19 protein-coding genes are annotated in these 17,318 nt (G+C 70.7%); 10 read left to right on the forward strand and 9 right to left on the reverse strand.

The features are described from left to right. Positions 1-96: 96 nt before the first annotated feature. Positions 97-966 (reverse strand): NAD(P)H-binding protein, encoded by an 870-nt coding sequence (locus ABD830_RS00860; RefSeq protein ID WP_344984262.1) that lies wholly within the window; start codon positions 964-966, stop codon positions 97-99. 77 nt (positions 967-1,043) lie between these two features. Between ABD830_RS00860 and ABD830_RS00865 the strand changes: the two genes are divergently transcribed. From ABD830_RS00865 to ABD830_RS00875, 3 genes are all read left to right on the forward strand, one after another. Continuing rightward, positions 1,044-1,415, forward strand: a complete 372-nt coding sequence (locus ABD830_RS00865) for a winged helix-turn-helix transcriptional regulator (RefSeq protein WP_344984263.1) — start codon at positions 1,044-1,046, stop codon at positions 1,413-1,415. A 346-nt stretch (positions 1,416-1,761) separates the two neighbouring features. Further along, positions 1,762-2,520 carry a maleylpyruvate isomerase family mycothiol-dependent enzyme gene (locus ABD830_RS00870; RefSeq protein WP_344984264.1) on the forward strand — a complete coding sequence of 253 codons (759 nt, stop codon included), beginning with the start codon at positions 1,762-1,764 and terminating at the stop codon, positions 2,518-2,520. A gap of 133 nt (positions 2,521-2,653) precedes the next feature. Next, on the forward strand, positions 2,654-3,361 hold the full coding sequence (locus tag ABD830_RS00875; protein WP_344984266.1) for a sulfotransferase family protein: 708 nt from the start codon (positions 2,654-2,656) through the stop codon (positions 3,359-3,361). A 22-nt stretch (positions 3,362-3,383) separates the two neighbouring features. On the opposite strand, the gene ABD830_RS00880 is transcribed toward ABD830_RS00875, so the two are convergent. The 4 genes from ABD830_RS00880 to ABD830_RS00895 all read right to left on the reverse strand — a co-directional run bounded on the left by ABD830_RS00880 (position 3,384) and on the right by ABD830_RS00895 (position 5,759). Continuing rightward, entirely contained in the window at positions 3,384-4,055 is a 672-nt protein-coding gene (locus ABD830_RS00880; RefSeq protein WP_378520860.1) for a LuxR C-terminal-related transcriptional regulator, read from the reverse strand. A 160-nt stretch (positions 4,056-4,215) separates the two neighbouring features. Continuing rightward, positions 4,216-4,524, reverse strand: a complete 309-nt coding sequence (locus tag ABD830_RS00885; protein ID WP_344984270.1) for a YbaB/EbfC family nucleoid-associated protein — start codon at positions 4,522-4,524, stop codon at positions 4,216-4,218. A 21-nt stretch (positions 4,525-4,545) separates the two neighbouring features. Next, a complete protein-coding gene (locus ABD830_RS00890; protein ID WP_344984272.1) occupies positions 4,546-5,424 on the reverse strand; it encodes a hypothetical protein in 879 nt (292 codons plus the stop codon). Then, complete coding sequence (locus ABD830_RS00895) at positions 5,424-5,759, reverse strand: hypothetical protein (protein ID WP_344984273.1); 336 nt, start codon at positions 5,757-5,759, stop codon at positions 5,424-5,426. Before ABD830_RS00895 ends, ABD830_RS00890 begins: the two co-directional genes overlap by 1 nt. Between ABD830_RS00895 and ABD830_RS00900 the strand changes: the two genes are divergently transcribed. Then, complete coding sequence (locus ABD830_RS00900) at positions 5,722-6,171, forward strand: hypothetical protein (RefSeq protein WP_344984275.1); 450 nt, start codon at positions 5,722-5,724, stop codon at positions 6,169-6,171. The genes ABD830_RS00895 and ABD830_RS00900 overlap by 38 nt on opposite strands. A 53-nt stretch (positions 6,172-6,224) precedes the next feature. Here the strand turns inward: ABD830_RS00900 and ABD830_RS00905 are convergent, their stop codons facing one another. Further along, positions 6,225-9,059 carry a hybrid sensor histidine kinase/response regulator gene (locus ABD830_RS00905; protein WP_344984277.1) on the reverse strand — a complete coding sequence of 945 codons (2,835 nt, stop codon included), beginning with the start codon at positions 9,057-9,059 and terminating at the stop codon, positions 6,225-6,227. Positions 9,060-9,222: 163 nt separating this feature from the next. Here ABD830_RS00905 and ABD830_RS00910 point away from each other — a divergent pair, with 163 nt between their 5' ends. From ABD830_RS00910 to ABD830_RS00935, 6 genes are all read left to right on the forward strand, one after another. After that, positions 9,223-9,909 carry a response regulator gene (locus ABD830_RS00910; protein ID WP_344984279.1) on the forward strand — a complete coding sequence of 229 codons (687 nt, stop codon included), beginning with the start codon at positions 9,223-9,225 and terminating at the stop codon, positions 9,907-9,909. Next, entirely contained in the window at positions 9,906-10,733 is an 828-nt protein-coding gene (locus ABD830_RS00915; RefSeq protein WP_344984280.1) for a glutamate ABC transporter substrate-binding protein, read from the forward strand. Before ABD830_RS00910 ends, ABD830_RS00915 begins: the two co-directional genes overlap by 4 nt. A gap of 81 nt (positions 10,734-10,814) precedes the next feature. Further along, complete coding sequence (locus ABD830_RS00920) at positions 10,815-11,558, forward strand: amino acid ABC transporter ATP-binding protein (protein ID WP_344984281.1); 744 nt, start codon at positions 10,815-10,817, stop codon at positions 11,556-11,558. A gap of 9 nt (positions 11,559-11,567) precedes the next feature. Next, positions 11,568-12,404: a glutamate ABC transporter substrate-binding protein gene (locus tag ABD830_RS00925; RefSeq protein WP_344984282.1), complete on the forward strand. Its 837-nt coding sequence runs from the start codon at positions 11,568-11,570 to the stop codon at positions 12,402-12,404. A 4-nt stretch (positions 12,405-12,408) separates the two neighbouring features. Beyond that, on the forward strand, positions 12,409-13,077 hold the full coding sequence (locus ABD830_RS00930) for an amino acid ABC transporter permease (protein WP_344984283.1): 669 nt from the start codon (positions 12,409-12,411) through the stop codon (positions 13,075-13,077). A gap of 43 nt (positions 13,078-13,120) precedes the next feature. Then, positions 13,121-13,918 (forward strand): amino acid ABC transporter permease, encoded by a 798-nt coding sequence (locus tag ABD830_RS00935; RefSeq protein ID WP_344984285.1) that lies wholly within the window; start codon positions 13,121-13,123, stop codon positions 13,916-13,918. 93 nt (positions 13,919-14,011) lie between these two features. Here the strand turns inward: ABD830_RS00935 and ABD830_RS00940 are convergent, their stop codons facing one another. From ABD830_RS00940 to ABD830_RS00950, 3 genes are read right to left on the reverse strand one after another with little or no spacing between them, the layout of a single operon-like run. Next, entirely contained in the window at positions 14,012-16,159 is a 2,148-nt protein-coding gene (locus ABD830_RS00940; protein WP_344984286.1) for a peptidase domain-containing ABC transporter, read from the reverse strand. Continuing rightward, a complete protein-coding gene (locus ABD830_RS00945; protein WP_344984287.1) occupies positions 16,156-16,347 on the reverse strand; it encodes a hypothetical protein in 192 nt (63 codons plus the stop codon). Before ABD830_RS00945 ends, ABD830_RS00940 begins: the two co-directional genes overlap by 4 nt. Then, positions 16,332-17,312, reverse strand: a complete 981-nt coding sequence (locus ABD830_RS00950) for a TIGR04500 family putative peptide maturation system protein (RefSeq protein ID WP_344984288.1) — start codon at positions 17,310-17,312, stop codon at positions 16,332-16,334. The genes ABD830_RS00945 and ABD830_RS00950 overlap by 16 nt, the downstream gene beginning before the upstream one ends. Positions 17,313-17,318: the final 6 nt, after the last annotated feature.

Consider the following 17,318-nt stretch of genomic DNA (forward strand, 5'->3'; position numbering starts at 1 on the left):
CAACACACTCATGTGATCGTGGTGGAAAATGCTTCAGATGGGGACGGCGATCGCGGCGGGGGCGGGATGCAGGTATGGCGTTTCCGGCGGGCCCGGTCAGCGGAGGTGCAGTGCCTCGGGGTTGGCTGCGAAGTAGTCAGCGATCGACGTGGGGGTGCGGCCGGTGAGGCGTTCGACTGTGTGCGTGGTCACGTCGAACCAGCCTGCGCGCTTGTATGTGCCCAAGCCCGTCCAGCCCTGGACGTACACATCGGGGAGCCCGCGTTCGGACAGCGTCGCGGCCAGAGCGGTGTCCGAGACCTGCTCGCAGCGGACCGGACGGCCGGTGACCTGGGCGAGCGCGTCGGCCACATCCGTGTCCGTCACCGCCTCGGGGCCCGTGACTTCCAGGAGTTGCCCCTCGCAGCCGCCCTGGGCCAGCACGGCCGCGGCCACGGCGGCGCTGTCGTCGCGGGTGATGTGCCCCACCCGGCCGTCACCCGAATTGCTGGGTAGCACGCCGGTGGCGACGGCGAGGGCGGGCACGCCGACGAGGTTCCACATCTCCGGCCACTGGTTGAACCGCAGCGCCGTAAACGTCAGCTCCGACTCAGCCAGCAACCGCTCGGTCTCCTTGTGGTTCTGGATGAGTGCCTGAGGCTGGCCCGGCTCGCCTGCTCTGGCGAACGACGTGTAGATCATGTGACCCACGCCCGCCTTGGCCGCCGCCTCGATGGCGTTGACGTGTCCGCGAGGCGCTCCGCTGAGCGAGCCCATACTGATCATCAGCAGCCGCTCCGCGCCTTCGAACGCGTCGGACAGACTCGCCGGATCGTCGAAATCGGCGTAACGGGCGGCCACGCCGAGGTCGGCGACGGCATCAGGGGTACGGGACAGCGCCACCACACGAGCGGCATCCACCCGCTGGAGTAGGTGCTCGACAATGAGGCGTCCGAGCTGTCCGGACGCCCCGCTGACCACGATCATGCAAATCCTCCTTGAACGTCAAGCTACGTATCCTGATCCTTGGCCAGCAGGAGCGAGGTCCGAAAGAAGGCACATCTATGTCCACTGCCGCCATCACCGTCCCCGTCACGGTGGCCGATCATGACAACTGCCCCGCGACCAGCGTCTTGCGCCGGGTGGGCGACAAGTGGAGCGTCGTGATCCTTTCGGTCCTGGCGCATGGTGCGTACGGCTTCAACGAGCTGGACCGGTCCGTGGAGGGCCTCAGCCGGCGCATGCTCACCCGTACGCTGCGCGCCCTCGAAGAGGACGGGCTGATCAGCCGCACACTCCATCCGACCGTGCCGCCACGTGTCGAATACACGCTCACCGACTTGGGCCGCTCCTTCCTGGAGCCGGTGCGCGCCCTGGGCTTGTGGGCCCTCGCACACCGGTCCGATCTCGAAGCCGCACGCACTCGTGACGGTTAGGAGGCAGCCATATCGCTGGGCGCCCTACTGCTAGGAGTCATCCCAGACCTGGCTTTCATTCCTCTCCGCGCCGTGTTCCTGTGCCGCCACGCCAGGCTCGCGCCCGCCTCATCCTTGTCACGCATGCGCGATACGCCGCTGGGCGGACATCGGCCGTCCGCCTGCGGGCAGATGCGCAGGCGTCAGAGGTGCCGACCGTGACGTCGCCCGAGCACCATCGCCGCTCTGAGACGGGACGATCGTTCGGTTGATGGACACGGGCGCTGCAACGTCCCAGTGGCTACTTGACTTCCAGTGGACTGGAGTTTCTACGGTGCCGGCGTACGAGATAGAGAGGAGATTCGTCATGGCGACACTGGACACCGCGCGGATGGCCGAGGGGCTGCGCGAGCAGACCGCGGGGTTCGCCCGCGCTGCCGCCGCAGGGGAGCCGGACGCGCGGGTGCCGACCTGTCCGGAATGGTCGTTGCGTACGCTCGTGGGGCACATCGGGCTGGGACATCGGTACGCGACCGGGGTGCTGCGCAAGGGTGACCCGCAGCCCGCGCCGGACCCGTGGCAGGCCGCTCCCGGCTCGCCGGACAGGTGGGCGGAGTGGCTGCGCGACGGCGCCGAGGAGCTGATCGGCGCCGTCCAGGAGGCCGGCGCGGACACCGAGGTCTGGACGTTCCTGGGGCCGCGACCCGCGGCGTTCTGGCTGCGCAGGATGCTGAACGACACCGCCGTCCACCACTACGACGCGGCGGTCACGACGGGCGGCGGGTTCGGGATCGCCGACGATCTCGCGGCCGACGTGATCGTCGAGGGGCTGGAGATGCTGGTGTCCCCCGGCGCGGAGGCGCTCAAGCCGCAGCTGGTCGAGCTGCGCGGCAACGGTGAGCGGCTCGGGCTGCAACCCCGTCAGGGAGACGGGTGGGTGATCATCAGGTCGCCCGAGGGGATGTGGTGGGAGCACGGGCCGGTGGAGGCCGATGTGGTGCTGTCGGGAGCCGTCGCGTACGTCATGCTGGTGTGCAACCGCCGACTCCCGCTGGACGACGACCGGGTGACGGTCACGGGCGACCGCGCGCTGCTGGAGCACTGGCTGGCCCACATGGCGATCTAGCTGCGCGCTCGCGCCCGGCCGGGCGTAGGGTCCCACCGGGATGCTCCCCATGACGACGGGAGCTGCGATTGCGGGGACCGCCGTCGCGGGTCAGCATCGAAGATGCCAGCCAAACACCCCATGGAGGCATTCAGTGTTAACGGTGATCGGCGCGGGATTCCCGCGTACCGGGACCACCTCGATGAAAGCGGCACTGGAACGACTCGGGTTCGGGCCGTGCCACCACATGTTCGACATCCTCACCAACCCCGCCCGCGTCGACAGGTGGCTGCCCCTGGCCACCGGCGGGCAGGTGGACTGGGAGGAGGTCTTCGACGGCTTCCGCTCCACGCAGGACTGGCCCGCGTCCTTCTTCTGGCGGGAGCAGGCGAAGGCGTACCCGGAGGCGAAGGTCGTCCTGACCGTACGCGACCCGCACGACTGGTACGTGAGCATGCAAGCGCTCGCCGCCAGCGGCCCGGGAAGGCAGCTCCCGGAGGACATGCCGGAGGCGGCTGCGGCCATGTTCGACGGGATGAGGCGGCTCGGCCCGGTGCTCGAGCTGATCAGCCGGTCCGTGTTCGACGGCCATGGGAGCCTCAGGGAGGGGCTGCCCGACGAGGACGTGGCGGTGGCGGCGTTCGAGCGGCACGTGGCCACCGTCAAGGAGAGCCTGCCCGCGGAGCGGCTGCTGGTGTTCGACGTGCGCGAAGGGTGGGAGCCGCTCTGCCGGTTCCTGGGCGTGGACGTCCCTGACGGGGAGCCTTTCCCGCACCTGAACGACGCGAAGGCGATCCGCCAGACCATGGACCGGCTGATCACCGAGGGCACCGTCCAGTCGCCGCTCGAGCGGCGCGAGTGAGGAACGCGCACCGCGCGGCCGGTCAGGTGTCCAGGTAGCGGAGGATCGCCAGGACGCGGCGGCTGTAGCCGGGGTCGTGAGGCAGGTCGAGCTTCTCGACGATGGCGTTGACGTGCTTCTCGACCGTGCTGAGTGAGACGTGGAGCCGCTCGGCGATGGCCGCGTTCACGAAGCCCTGGGCGAGGTGGCGCAGCACCTCGCCCTCGCGCGGGCTCAGCCTGCTCAGCGGATCGGCGTGGGTGGTGCGGGCCAGGAGTTGCCGCACCACCTCGGGATCGAACGCGGTGCCGCCCGCGCGTACGCGTTCGAGCGAGTCGAGGAAGTCGGCCACCTCCGAGACCCGGTCCTTGAGCAGGTAGCCGAGGCCGCGCGTGGAGCCGGCCAGGAGCCTGGCCGCGTAGTGCTGCTCGACGTACTGGGGCAGGACCAGCACGCCCACTCCGGGATGGCGTTCGCGGATCTCCAGGGCCGCCCGGAGGCCGTCGTCCTTGTGGCCGGGCGGCATGCGTACGTCGATCACGGCCACCTCGGGGAGTGCCGCCAGGTGCGCGCGGACGCTGCGACCCGGATGGAGCGCGCGGGCGTCGAGGAGCGCGCCGACCGTGCGCAGCGGGTTCCTGATCTGGTGGTACGGCACGCCGCGGATCAGCGCGGTGCCGGAGGTGGGGCGGTCGAGGCCGAGTATCAGGCGCATCGTCGTCGACATTCATGTGACTGCTGCGACTGCTCGTGCACCTGATCCTGACCGCTTGTGACGCCGGTCGGACGGCACGGATCGCCGCGTCCCAGGTGAGCGCGGCGCGCGCCGACCGACCGCCCGCCTGACGGCGCGCGGCGAGGTGGACGGGTGGAGGTCAGGTGTCGAACATGGTCTTGGCCAGGTCGTACGACTGTCCGGTCACGTCCTCCTCCGCCAGCCGGAACGCCTCGACGATGGCGTCCGTCAGCGCCTGCGAGCCCAGGCGCAGCGCGCGGGGGTCGATGCGCAGCGCGGCCAGCGAGCCGGTGTGCCTGAGCTCGACGACGACCTGGCCTCCGGCGCTCTGCCCGCGCCCCCTGGTCTCCTCCAGCCGGCGGCTCACCTCCTCGAAGCGAGCCGTCTGCGCTGCCATCTCGGCCAGAGCGCGATCGATTTCCGGGTCACCGGTATGAGGTGTCGTCATGGCTGTTCCTTACTCACTCGATCAGCGCTTGAAGATGAACGCCCTGGGCGCGTGCGCCAGCGCCGAGCGGAGCGCGCCCTGTTCCGTCAGCGAGCCACTCGTGACGAGGGGGTAAATGGTGGCGGCCGAGAGGGTGCGGCGGAAGAACTTGCCCGCAGGGCCCGAGCCCAGCAACGTGTCGGTGACCTTCGTGGCGGGGAAGAACTTGCGCACGTCGCTCAGCGACTTGATGCCGCCGTTGTAGGCCATCTCGGCGACGAAGTGCTTGCCCGCGTACTCCCAGAGGTTGCCCATCGGCTGCCCGGTGGCGGCGGAGCTGCCCGCGTGCACGCCGGTCTTGAGCGCGGTCCACAGGACGGAGTCCGCCAGCGCGTCGAGCCCCTCCCGGACGAGGTAGTTGCCGACGCGGCGCTTGCCCATATGCATCTCCAGGATCATCTTGGTGATCTTCTGGAAGAGCGTGCGCTCCAGCCTGGCCCTGGCCACCAGCCAGTTGAACGCCCTCTCGGCCGCGATCCTGGCCGCCGGGTAGACGAAGCCGAACATCATTGTGAAGGCCATGGCGGCGAGCGCCGTGCCGATCCACTTGAGCTGTTCGCGGTGCTCGTCCACGGCGTGAGCGTACTTCTCGCAGCCGGCCGCCAGGTCCAGCAGCTCCTCCTGGAGCGCGGCGTAGCGGGGGGCGAGCTCCGTCGGCCACACGTCCGCGAAGCGGTCCACGGAGCGGCTGTCGTTCGCCTTGCGTACCTCGGCGACGCCGATGTCGGTGTGGTGGGCGATCTTCTCGATGGACGCGGCGAATTCACGCAGCGCCTTGGCCCGCGCCCGGAGGTTGCTCACGTCGGCCACCGGCACGTATACGTCGGCGAACCAGGCCAGCGCCTGGAAGGGGTCGAACATCAGGCGCCTTCCTTGAGCGGCGGGGCCTGCGGGATCGGGGCCTCACCGACGTCGGGGATGCTGGGCAGCGTGTTGATGATCTCCGTCTCCAGCCAGGTCCAGAGCTTCTCCAGGTCCCGGAAGTTCCCCGCCGAGCTGAAGTTCCTGTCGGCGATGCGCTTCATGGCGTCGGTGAGGGAGTCGTAGCCGTCGCTGTACCACTCGGCGAACGCGCGCCCGTCGTCGTCCCCCCCGACCAGGTCGGAGGTGGTGGCCAGCGAGGTGGACCCGCGATGGAGCGCTACGACGTCGTCGCCGATGTCGTCGAAGAGCCTGGCCAGGCCGCGGATCGACACCCAGTCGATCTGGACCTGGCCGCCGGGGGCACCCGGGTTGGGCGTGGGTTGCGGCGCCGGGGACGGGCTGGGGTTCGGATACGGGTTCGGGTACGGGCTCGGCGAAGGGGAGCCGGACCACGTGGGCGAGGGAGAGCCGGACCACGTAGGTGAAGGGGTGCCCGGCCACGTGGGCGAAGGGCTGCCCGACGGGGTCGGGCTGGGGACCGGAGGGCCCGTCGGCGTCGGAGTGCCCGTCGGGCCGGACGACTCCGTAGGCGTGGGAGTGGGGCCGCTCGTCGCCGTCGGGCTCGGGGAGGCCGTCGGCGTCGGAGTGCCCGTCGTCGGGCTCGCGGTGGCCGTGGGGCCTGGGGTGGCCGTAGGGCTGGGCTCACCGGATGAATCAGCCATCAACCCTCCAATCCGATCATGATCATCAACAATGAGACTGTAACGCGAACAAATTTCTCGGGCGTTAATGTAGTGCTACGGGACGTTCATCCACGAGGGCGTGGCTTTGAGAAGTTCGCCCAGTTCATCGAGCGGCCCCCACTCGACGGCCCCCATACGCGCCAGATCCTCGACGCGCTGACACAGCTCGGCCTCGCGCACGGCCCCGACGGTCGCGCAGCTCCCCTTGAGCCGGTGCGCGAGCGCGGCCACCTCCGCCGTGTCACCGTTCTGGGCCGCCTGTCGCAGCTCCTCGAACGTCCGCATGGCGGTGGCCAGATACGCCTCCGCCACGTCCGTGAGCGCCTCCGGCGACAGGCCCGCCAGCTCGGGCGGAAGCCCGGCGTACGCCGCCCACTCCGGGATCCTGGCCAGCACCCGCGCCCAGTCCACGGGCTTGGCCAGGTGGTCGTCCATCCCGGCCTCCAGGCAGCGGATCCGGTCGTCCGGCATCGCCGCCGCGGTCATCGCGATGATCGGGGTGTGCGTCTCCTCGCGCTGCCTGATCTCCTCGGTGGCGGCCAGGCCGTCGAGCACAGGTAGCTGGCAGTCCATGAAGACCAGGTCGTAGTCGCCGCCCAGCACGGCGCGCACGGCCTGCTCGCCGTCGTCCACCACATCGACCTCGTGCCCGGCCTGCCGCAGTATGAGCATCGCCACCTGGCGGCTGATCTCGTCGTCCTCCGCCACCAGGATCCGGGCGCCCTGCGCCGCGATCTCCGCCCGTTCGCGCGGCTCCCCGGGACACTCGGCGGTGCCCAGCGCGTTCTCCACGGCGGCGAGCAGGCGGCGGCGGCTGAGCGGCCGGGTGATCGACTGCACGGCGCGCTCCCCCGCGGCGCCCGGCCAGGCGAAGCCCGAGCGTCCGGGCGTGACGACCACGACGACGCTGGTGGCCTGGAACATCGGGTCGGTGAGGACCACGTGCGCGATCGACTCGGCATCGGCGCCGAGGTCGAGGGCCACGACCGCCAGCTCGTACGGCCGCCCCTCCGCGACGGCGGCACGCAGCAGCGCGAGGGTGGTCTCCCCGTCCCTGCTCTCCTCCACCTCGAGCCCCGCGCCCGCCAGCGAGTGCACCGCGAGCGCGCGGTCCTCCGGCCGCGGGTCGGCGACGAGCACGCGCCGCCCCTGCAGGGCCTCCACCGACGGCTCGGAGGACGATCGGCCGGGCCAGGTCAGGACGTCCATCGGCAGCCGCACCCAGAAGCGGCTGCCCACGCCCTCCACGCTGTCCAGCCCGATCTCCCCGCCCATGAGCTCGGTGAGCTGCCGGCCGATGGCCAGCCCCAGGCCGCTCCCGCCGGTCCTGCGCGTGATCGGCGAGTCGACCTGGCGGAAGACGCCGAACACCTTCTCCCGGTCGTCGGGACCGACCCCGATCCCGGTGTCGGCGACCGAGAACCTGAGCACCGCGCGCGGGTCGCCCGGCGCGCCCTCGTCCAGCGCGACGTGCAGGTCGACGCCGCCCTGAACGGTGAACTTCAGCGCGTTGCCCACCAGGTTCGTGAGGATCTGGCGCAGCCGCGCCGGATCCCCCGACACCTGCCGCGGCACGTCCTCGTCGAGCCGCAGCGTGAGCCAGAGCCCCTGCTCGTACGCGTGCGGCGCGAACGGCGCCACCACCTCGTCGCAGAGCCTGGGCAGGTCGAACGGCACCTCGTCCACCTGAAGGTGGCCCGCCTCGATCCTGGACAGGTCGAGGAAGTCGTCGAGCAGGCGCAGCACGTTCTGCGCCGACTCCTCGGCGGTGGTGGCGTAATGGCGCTGCTCGTCATTCAGCCGGGTGCTCATGAGCAGGGAGTTCATGCCCAGCACGCCGTTGATCGGAGTGCGGATCTCGTGGCTGATCTTGGCCAGGAACTCGGACTTCGCGCTGGAGGCGCTGACCGCCTCGTCCCTGGCTGCGGCCAGCTCGGAGGCGTACCTGGCCAGCGTGGCCTGCGCCCTGCGGCGGCCGCGCGTCGTGTGGATCTGCAGGCCCAGGCCGATGAGGATGAGCAGCGCCAGCAGCGCGGCGACGGTCATCACGTTCGCCCTGAGCTGCTGTGCCGAGGCCAGCGCCTCGGCGGCGGACACCTCGGCGGTGACCGTCCAGCCGATGCCGGGTATCGGCTCCGAGGCTGACAGCACGGTGCCGTCGATGCCGTGGAACTCGCCGTTCCAGGTGCGCCCGGCGAGCGCGGCGTCCACGCGCGGGTCCTCGCGCAGGGAGGTGAGCGCGAGCAGCTTCCTGTCGGGGTCGGCGACGAGCACGCCGGCCCGGTCGGTGATCAGCAGCCGGATGTCCTGCGCCTCGGCGGCCTCCTTGGCGAAGTCCTGGATGGCGTCCAGGCTGTAGACGACGGCGAGGATGCCGAGCATGCGCTTGCCGTCGGCGCTGAGGATCGGCGCGGCCACCGCGACGGCCCTGGACACCCCGACCATCGTGGGCGTGTACGCCTGCGACACGTTGGCCGCCCGCCGGTCGCGCACCGCGCGGTACCAGTCGGTGGCGCTGATGTCCTGGGGCAGCACGGTCTTGGGCTCGGCGCCCAGCATGCGGCCTTCGGACGAGACCAGGATCAGCCCGCTGACGCCGTCGCGCATCTGCTTGAGCTCGCCGAGGTGATCGCGCATGGCGCCGACGGTGGCGTGCGCCACGGTGTCACGCATGCTCTGCCGCTGCGCGAACGCGGTGACGAGCTGTTCGAGCGAGCCCATCTGCTGCTCCACCACGACCCGGCTCACCGAGGCGGTCGTCCTGACCCGGTCGGTGACCTCGTCGCTGACAGCCTGCTCCGACAGTGAGATGCTGGAGGAGGTCAGCAGCGCCAGGGGCAGCAGGCCGAGCACCACCCACAGGGCTGTCACCGCGAGCAGCCATCTCACCGGCGTCCGTCCTTCCCCCTGTCCGCTCGGGTACAGGGTAGGAGGGAAAAGGGACGAGCGGCGGGTCTCCGTGAGCAGAAGGCGCAAAACTCGATCTTTTGTAACAAAACCCGCTTAAGCTCACTCTGATTTGTAATAACTGGACCTGGACGAGGAGCTGGCGATGCCTGAGGCCCGGGACATCACCGTTCTCATCGTGGACGACGATCCGGTCGTCACCGCGGCGCTGCACGCGCAGGTGAACAGGGTACTCGGGTTCAGGGTGGTGGGGATCGCGCACACCGGGCAGGCGGCGCTCGCCGCCGCGGGCCGCTTCGCGCCCCGGCTCGTGCTGCTCGACCTGCACCTGCCGGACATGCCGGGGCTCGAGGTGGCGCACCGGCTGCGCCGGCCCGAGCAGCCGCCGGCAGACGTCATCGTCATCTCAGGACGCAAGGAGTCGGCCACCGTACGCGCGGCCATCCAGCGCGGAGCCCTGTACTACCTGGTCAAGCCGACCAGGGCGGGCACGCTCGAGCAGACGCTGCTGCGCTACGCGGCCACGACCGAGCAGCTCGAGGCGGGCGATCGCTTCGTCGAGCAGCAGGAGATCGACCGCATCTTCCGCTCGCTCCACCTCGACCAGGGCCCCCGGCCCAAGAGCATCTCGGCGGCGACCGAGCAGCTGGTGCTCGACGCGCTGTCCGCCGTCGAGGAGGACGCCTCGGCGCACGAGCTGGCCGGGATGATCGGCGTCAGCCGCGCCACCGCCCGCCGCTACCTGGAGCATCTCGCGGAACGCGGGCTGCTCGAGGCGCGGCCCAAGTACGGGCCGACCGGACGCCCCCAGCACCGGTACCGCGTCCGGTGAGCACGCTCAGGGTGCTGCTCGCCGCACTGCTCTGCCTCCTGCCCACGGGCTGCGGCACGGACAACCCCTTCCCCGAGAGCTCCACGATGTGGCGCATCAGGGAGCGCGGGATGCTCACGGTGGGCATCAAGTTCGACCAGCCGATGTTCGGCTACAAGGACCCGGCCAGCGGGCGGATCACCGGGTTCGACGCGGAGGTGGCCCGGCTCATCGCGAAGGACCTCACCGGCAGCGAGCGCAACATCCGGTTCGTGGAGACGGTGTCGCGCGAGCGGGAGAACTTCATCGCCCAGGGCGTGGTGGACGTCGTCATCGCCACGTACTCGATCACGCCGGCCCGCGCCCAGCTGGTCAGCTTCACGGACCCGTACTACTACGCCGGGCAGGACCTGCTGGTCAGGGTCGCCGACACCACCATCGAGGACGTGTCGGACCTGGAGGGCAAGAGCGTGTGCACGGCGAAGGGCTCCACCTCCAGCGACCGGCTGCGCACCCTGGCGCCCGGCGCCAGCCTGGAGATCGTGGACGCCTACAGCGTGTGCGTGCCGGCGCTCGTGGCCGGGCGGGTGGACGCGATCAGCACCGACGACACGATCCTGCTCGGCCTGCTGGACCAGCATCCGGACGTGTTCAGGCTGGCGCGCAAGCCGTTCGGGCGCGAGCCGTACGGGATGGGCGTCCGCAAACAGGACACCGGCTTCCGCGACTACCTCAACGGGCTGATCGGCCGCTGGCTGCGTGACGGGGAGTGGGACCGCGCCTTCAAGGACACCATCGGGGTGGCCGGCGCGGCACCTGATCAATCTCGCCCCGCCAATCGCTGAGCAGAAAGCGCATAAGCCTTTCGGTGACACATGCGGCTCCTACGGTTACGCCAACGCTGACCGAGACAAGGAGCGTGACGCATGACTCACGCGGACCTGATCGTGCTGGACCAGGTCAACAAGCGCTTCGGCGACCACCACGTGCTCAGGGACGTCAACCTGACCGTCAGGCAGGGCGAGGTCGTGGTGATCATCGGCCCGTCCGGGGCGGGCAAGTCGACCCTGTGCCGGGCGATCAACCGGCTGGAGACCATCGACTCCGGCACGATCAGCCTGGACGGGACGCCGCTGCCCGCTGAGGGGCGGGCGCTCGCCAAGCTCCGCGCCGAGGTGGGCATGGTCTTCCAGTCGTTCAACCTCTTCGCGCACAAGACCGTCCTGGACAACGTCGTCCTCGGGCAGGTCCACGTGCTGAAGCGGCCGAAGGCGGAGGCCGAGCGCAAGGCCCAGGAGCTGCTCGACCGGGTCGGCATCGGGGGGCAGGCGGCCAAGTTCCCCGCCCAGCTCTCCGGCGGGCAGCAGCAGCGGGTGGCGATCGCCCGCGCGCTGGCCATGGACCCGAAGGCGATCCTCTTCGACGAGCCCACCTCGGCGCTCGACCCGGAGATGGTCAACGAGGTGCTCGACGTCATGACCTCGCTCGCCCGCGAGGGCATGACCATGGTCGTCGTCACCCACGAGATGGGCTTCGCCCGGCGCGCGGCCGACCGGGTCGTCTTCATGGCCGACGGCGAGATCGTCGAGCAGAACACCCCCGACGCGTTCTTCGGCTCCCCGAACAGCGAACGCGCCCAGTCCTTCCTCGCCAAGATCCTCACCCACTAAGGAGCCAACATGTTCGGCCGATCCCTTTACGCGACCTTCACGGTGATCGCGCTCGCCACCGCCGCCACGGCCTGCGGCGGCGGCCAGGACAGCTACGCCTCCGTCGTGGACAAGGCCAAGAACGACAAGAAGCTGGTGATCGGCGTCAAGGCCGACCAGCCGGGGCTGGGGCTGCGCACGCCCGACGGCACCTTCGCCGGCTTCGACGTCGAGGTCGCCAAGTACGTGGCCAAGCAGCTCGGTGTCGAGGCCAAGGACATCACGTTCAAGGAGACGGTGTCCGCCAACCGGGAGGCCTTCCTCGAGCAGGGCCAGGTGGACATGGTGGTGGCCACGTACTCGATCACCGACGCCAGGAAGCAGAAGGTCTCCTTCGCCGGGCCATACTTCGTGGCCGGGCAGGACCTGCTCGTCAGGGCCGACGAGGCGGCGCTGACCGGGCCGGAGACGCTGAACGGCAAGAAGCTCTGCTCCGTCGCCGGCTCCACCCCGGCGCAGAAGGTCAAGACGGAGTACGCCAAGGAGGTGCAGCTGCAGGAGGAGCGGACGTACTCGGCCTGCGTCGACCGCGTCCTCGGCGGCCAGCTCGACGCCATCACCACCGACAACGTCATCCTCGCCGGCTACGCCGCGCAGCACGCGGGCAAGCTCAAGGTGGTCGGCAAGCCGTTCAGCACCGAGAAGTACGGCATCGGGCTGAAGAAGGACGACACGAACGGGCGCAAGGCGGTCAACGACGCGCTGGAGAAGATGTTCTCCGACGGCAGCTGGACGAAGGCGCTGCAGGCCAGCGTCGGCGCCTCCGGCTTCGCCCTCCCGCAGGCCCCCCAGCTCGAGCGGTACTGATCGCATGGAGGCACTGCTGACCGAACGCGACACGATCCTCGCCGCGTTCTGGATGACGATACGGCTGACGGCGGTCAGCGCGCTCGGCTCCCTGGTGCTGGGGACGCTGCTGGCCGCCATGCGGGTGGCCCCGCTGGCCTCCCTGCGCGCCGCCGCGAACTGCTACGTGACCGTGGCCCGCAACACCCCGCTCACCCTGGTGCTGCTGTTCACCGGCCTCGGCGTCGGGGCGAACCTCGGCGTCGAGCTGTCGGACGACATCGCGACCAACAACTACTGGCTCGCCGTCATCGGCCTGACCGCCTACACCTCGGCGTTCGTCTGCGAGGCCCTGCGGTCCGGGCTCAACACGGTGCCGGTCGGGCAGGCGGAGGCGGCCCGGTCGCTGGGGCTGGGCTTCGTCCAGACCCTGCGGCTGATCACGCTGCCGCAGGCGTTCCGCGCCGTGGTGGCGCCGCTGGGCAGCATCCTCATCGCGCTGACGAAGAACACCACGATCGCGCTGGTGGTCGGCGTGAGCGAGGCGTCCGTGCGGATGCGGGAGATGATCGAGACGTACGGGGACCAGGTCATCGAGATCTTCCTCGGCTTCGCGGCCGGATTCGTGCTGCTGTGCCTGCCGATGGGGCTGCTGTTCGGCTGGCTGTCGCGGCGGATGGCGGTGGCTCGATGAGCACCTTGGAGGTCCCCTTGGAGGTCCCCTTGGAGGTCATGGCATGAGTTACGCGAACCTCTACGAGACGCCCGGGCCGCGCGGCATCCGGCGCAACCGGCTGCTGGCGGGCGGCGTCGCGCTCGTGCTGCTGGCGCTGGCGTACGTGGTGTATGTGCGCTTCGACGCGAAGGACCAGTGGACGGCCGAGAAGTGGACGCCGCTGCTGCGCGGCGACGTCTGGGCCACGTTCATCCTGCCGGGCCTGGCCGGGACGCTGGGCGCGGCGGTGGCAGGGGTGATCCTGGCGGGGCTGTTCGGGCTCGTGTTCGCCACCGGCCGCCTGTCCGAGCACCGGTGGATCCGGGTGCCCGCGGCCGCGGTGGTGGAGTTCTTCCGGTCCGTCCCGCTGCTGCTGCTGATCTTCTTCGCGTTCTTCGGCTCGTACGTGCTCATCGGCGTGAACATCTCGGCCTTCGCCGCCGTCGTCTTCGGCCTGACCCTCTACAACGGCTCGGTGATCGCGGAGATCATCCGGGCCGGGGTGCAGAGTCTGCCCCGGGGGCAGGCGGAGGCGGCTTACGCGATCGGCATGCGCAAGGGGCAGGTCATGCGGCTCATCCTGCTGCCCCAGGCGTTCCGCGCCATGATGCCCGCCATCGTCAGCCAGTTCGTGGTGCTGCTGAAGGACTCGGCGCTGGGGCTCATCGTGGGCTACGACGAGCTGGTGGACCGGGGGCTGAACGGGATCGCGGCCAACTTCTCCAACGTCATTCCGGCGGCCATCCTCATCGCGGCCATCTTCATCCTGATCAACCTCTCCCTCGACCGCCTGGCCCACCGCCTCGGCGCGGCCCGCTGACCCGCGGCCCACGACGGCCGGGATCGCCGCCCTCCGGGACGCGTGGGACGCCGGGCCACGCGCGTCCAGGGCCTTGGGCCCATCGGCAAGGCGTCACGACACGGCCCCGCCCACCGTCTGGGCGGCCACCAGTGCGGCGTAACGGCCTCCGCCGGCCAGCAGCCGATCGTGGGTGCCCCGCTCGACGATGCGGCCGCCGTCGACCACCAGGATCAGATCCGCGTCGCGGATCGTGCTCAACCGGTGCGCGATGACGATGCGGGTCTGGGTGAGCCGGGCGAGGTGGCTCTCGATCGCCGCCTCGCTCTCGCTGTCGAGGTTGCTGGTCGCCTCGTCCAGCAGCAGGATCTTCGGCCGGGAGAGCAGGGCGCGCGCGAGGGCGAGCCGCTGCCGCTGGCCGCCCGAGAGTCCGGCGCCCTCGGTGAGCATGGTGTCGTACCCCATGGGCATCTGGCGGATCTCGGCGTCCAGGCGGGCCGTCCTCGCCGCCTCGGCGATCCGGTCGAAGGACGCGCCGGGGTCGTTGAGCGCGATGTTCTCCCTGATCGTGCCGGTGAAGAGCGAGGGGTCCTGGGTGACGACGCCGAACTGCCGCCGCAGCGTGCGCAGGTTGAGCTCGCTCACCGGCACCCCGTCATAGAGGATCTCGCCCGTGGTGGGCGTGTGGAGTGCCAGCAGCAGCCGGGCCAGCGTGCTCTTGCCCGACCCGGAGGAGCCGACCAGCGCGACCTTCTGGCCGGGCTCGATCTTCAGTGAGATGCCCTGGAGCGTCCACGGCGCCCGGGGGTCGTACCGGAATCCGACGTCACGCAGCTCGACCGCGCCGCGCAACCGCAGGACCTCGATGCCTTCGGCGGGTTCGGGGTCGGAGGCCAGGATGTCGGAGAGCCGGTCGAAGTGGGCGCCGGCCTGCTGGAGGCTCCGCATGCTCGACATGAGCGAGGCCAGCGGTGTGAGCGCGCCGACGGCGATGGCGTTGAGCGCGAGCAGTGTGCCCAAGGTGAGCTCCCCGTCCAGCACCCGCCAGGCCCCGACCCACAGCAGGGCGAGCGGGGCGAGCACGCGGATGGCGCCGAGCGCCGCCTCCAGCAGGCCCTGGGTGACGCCGCCGCGAATGTCCGCGTTGAGCTGAGCGGTGAAGTTCGTGGACCACTGGTCGACCGCGTGCTTCTCGGCCCCGGACGCCTTGAGGGTCTCGATCCCTCCGATGGCCTGGATCAGCTGGCTCTGCGTCGCCGAGAGCGCGGTCAGCTCCTGCTGGGCGAGATAGTTGACGCGGCGGCTGGTCACCACCAGCAGCACGATCTGCACGAGGGCCACGCCGAGGAGGCACGCGCCGAACAGCGGGTCCTGCAGGGAGACGAGGACCAGGTACCCGACTGCCAGCGGTCCGTCCAGCAGGGCTGACAGGATCTGACCGGTCAGCATCTCCCTGAGCACCGCGACGCTGCCCGCCCTGGTGACCAGGTCTCCCGTGCCGCGCAGCGCGAAGTAACGGTACGGCAGGGCGATCAGGTGGGAGACCACTCCCCGGGTCAGCTCGGCGTCCGCTCCCGCCCTGACCGCGACCAGCAGGACCGAACGGAGCGCGCCGAGCACGAACTGCGTCACCGTGGCGAGCAGGATGCCCGCCCCGAGCACGCCGAGGAGCGCGTCGGCGCCCATGGGCAGCACCCGGTCCACCAGCACCTGCGAGAACAGCGGCAGCACCAGGCCGAGCACCTGGAGCAGCAGCGAGGCGAGCACGACCTGCGCGAGCATGCCGCGCCGGCGCATGAGGAGATTCTTCAGGAACCCGCGCCGCCACGTGCGCGCCGCGCTGGAGCGCCCCCGTCTGAACGCCGGGCCCGGCTCGAAGGCCAGCAGGACGCCGGTGAATCCGGCGTCGAACTCCTCCGCCGTGAGCCTGCGCCGCCCCCGCGCGGGGTCCACGATGTCGACGCGATCGGGAGCCCAGCGCTCGACCACCACGAAGTGGTTGAACTCCCAGTGGACGACGGCGGGCATGGGAATGCGGGCGAGGTCCTCGGGTTCCAGGGAGAAGGCCTTGGCGGTCAGCCCCGACTCACGGGCGCCCGCCACGACGGCGAGCGCGCTGAGTCCGTCCCTGCCGACCTGGAGCCGGTCGGTGAGTTCGTGGAGCGAGACCCGGCGCCCGTGGAACGACAGCACCATGGCCAGGCACGCCGCCCCGCACTCGGAGACGGTGTTCTGCAGCAGGACCGGCACGCGCCTGCTCATGACGAGATCCCGGACGCCACGACGAACGCGAGAGCGCCCCCGGCGGCGAGGAGCACGGCGACCAGGGCCCAGAGCAGCACGAACCACGCCCGCCGGATGACCAGCGGCTCACTCTCCCGGGCGGCGGGGTCGGCGTACCGGCGCAGCGCCTCTTCGCGGTAGACGGGGCGGCTCACGACCAGTGCCATTCGATCGACGCGCGCTCGCGGCGCTCGCCCAGCCAGGCGTCGAAGGCGGCCTGCCCCGCGGCGGCCAGGGTCGCGGTGTCGTCCTCGGCGGGCCGGCGTTCGATCACCGAGCCGGTGAGGAAGCCCTTCTCATGCCGGACGGGGCCGACGACGCTCCCGGGTTCGGCGCCCCGCAGAGGCTCGGGCAGTTCGCGCTCCCAGCGGTCGCCGACGGCCGCCTGGGCTTCACCGGGGGCCGTCGTGAGCGCGGCGATCAGCTCGGCGGGCGAGGCGGCGCCGAGGGGGGCCGGGCCTGTCACCCACAGAGCCCGTACCCTGGCGAACTCGGCGCGGTGCGCGGCGAGGTAGGCCGGCGCGAGCTCCGCCTCCTTGCGCCGCCGGAACCTGCGGCGGCGGGCTATGCCGCCGACATACTCCTCGAACTGCGGCAGGGACATTCCGACCTGCTCCAGCCAGGCGACGGTCGCCGCGCGGTCGTGCAGGCCGCGCCCTCTGCGGAACTCGTCGGCCGCCGCTTGGAGGTCCTCACCGGCAAGCGGCTCGTCGTCGGCCAGCACCTCGTTGAGGACCAGGCACTGTTCGACGATCTCATCGTGCGGCGACATGGTGGTGCGGGAGAGCGAGCGCAGCATGGTGAGCGCCTGGGCCACGGACAGGTGAACCTGGTCCACGCTGACCAGCTGGCCCGCCGCCCAGTGGGTGGAGTGCTCGATCAGCCAGGGCACGCCCTCGTCGGCCGGGGCGGTCAGCGCGACCGTCCCGCCGTCCGGGTGTGCGAGCAGGAGGTCGTAGTCGACCACAGGTGTGCCGGGCCGGATGTCGACGACGAGCTGGGCATCGGTTCCCGGGTGCTCCACCGTCCACTCCGCGGCGGTCCTGCGGGCCGCGTCCACGTGGGCGCGTCTGCGGGGCAGCCCGCGCAGCAGTTCGACGGCGGACTCCAGCACGGCGCCGAAGTCACTCATGGGACT

This window comes from Nonomuraea helvata (assembly GCF_039535785.1).
GTDB lineage: Bacteria > Actinomycetota > Actinomycetes > Streptosporangiales > Streptosporangiaceae > Nonomuraea > Nonomuraea helvata.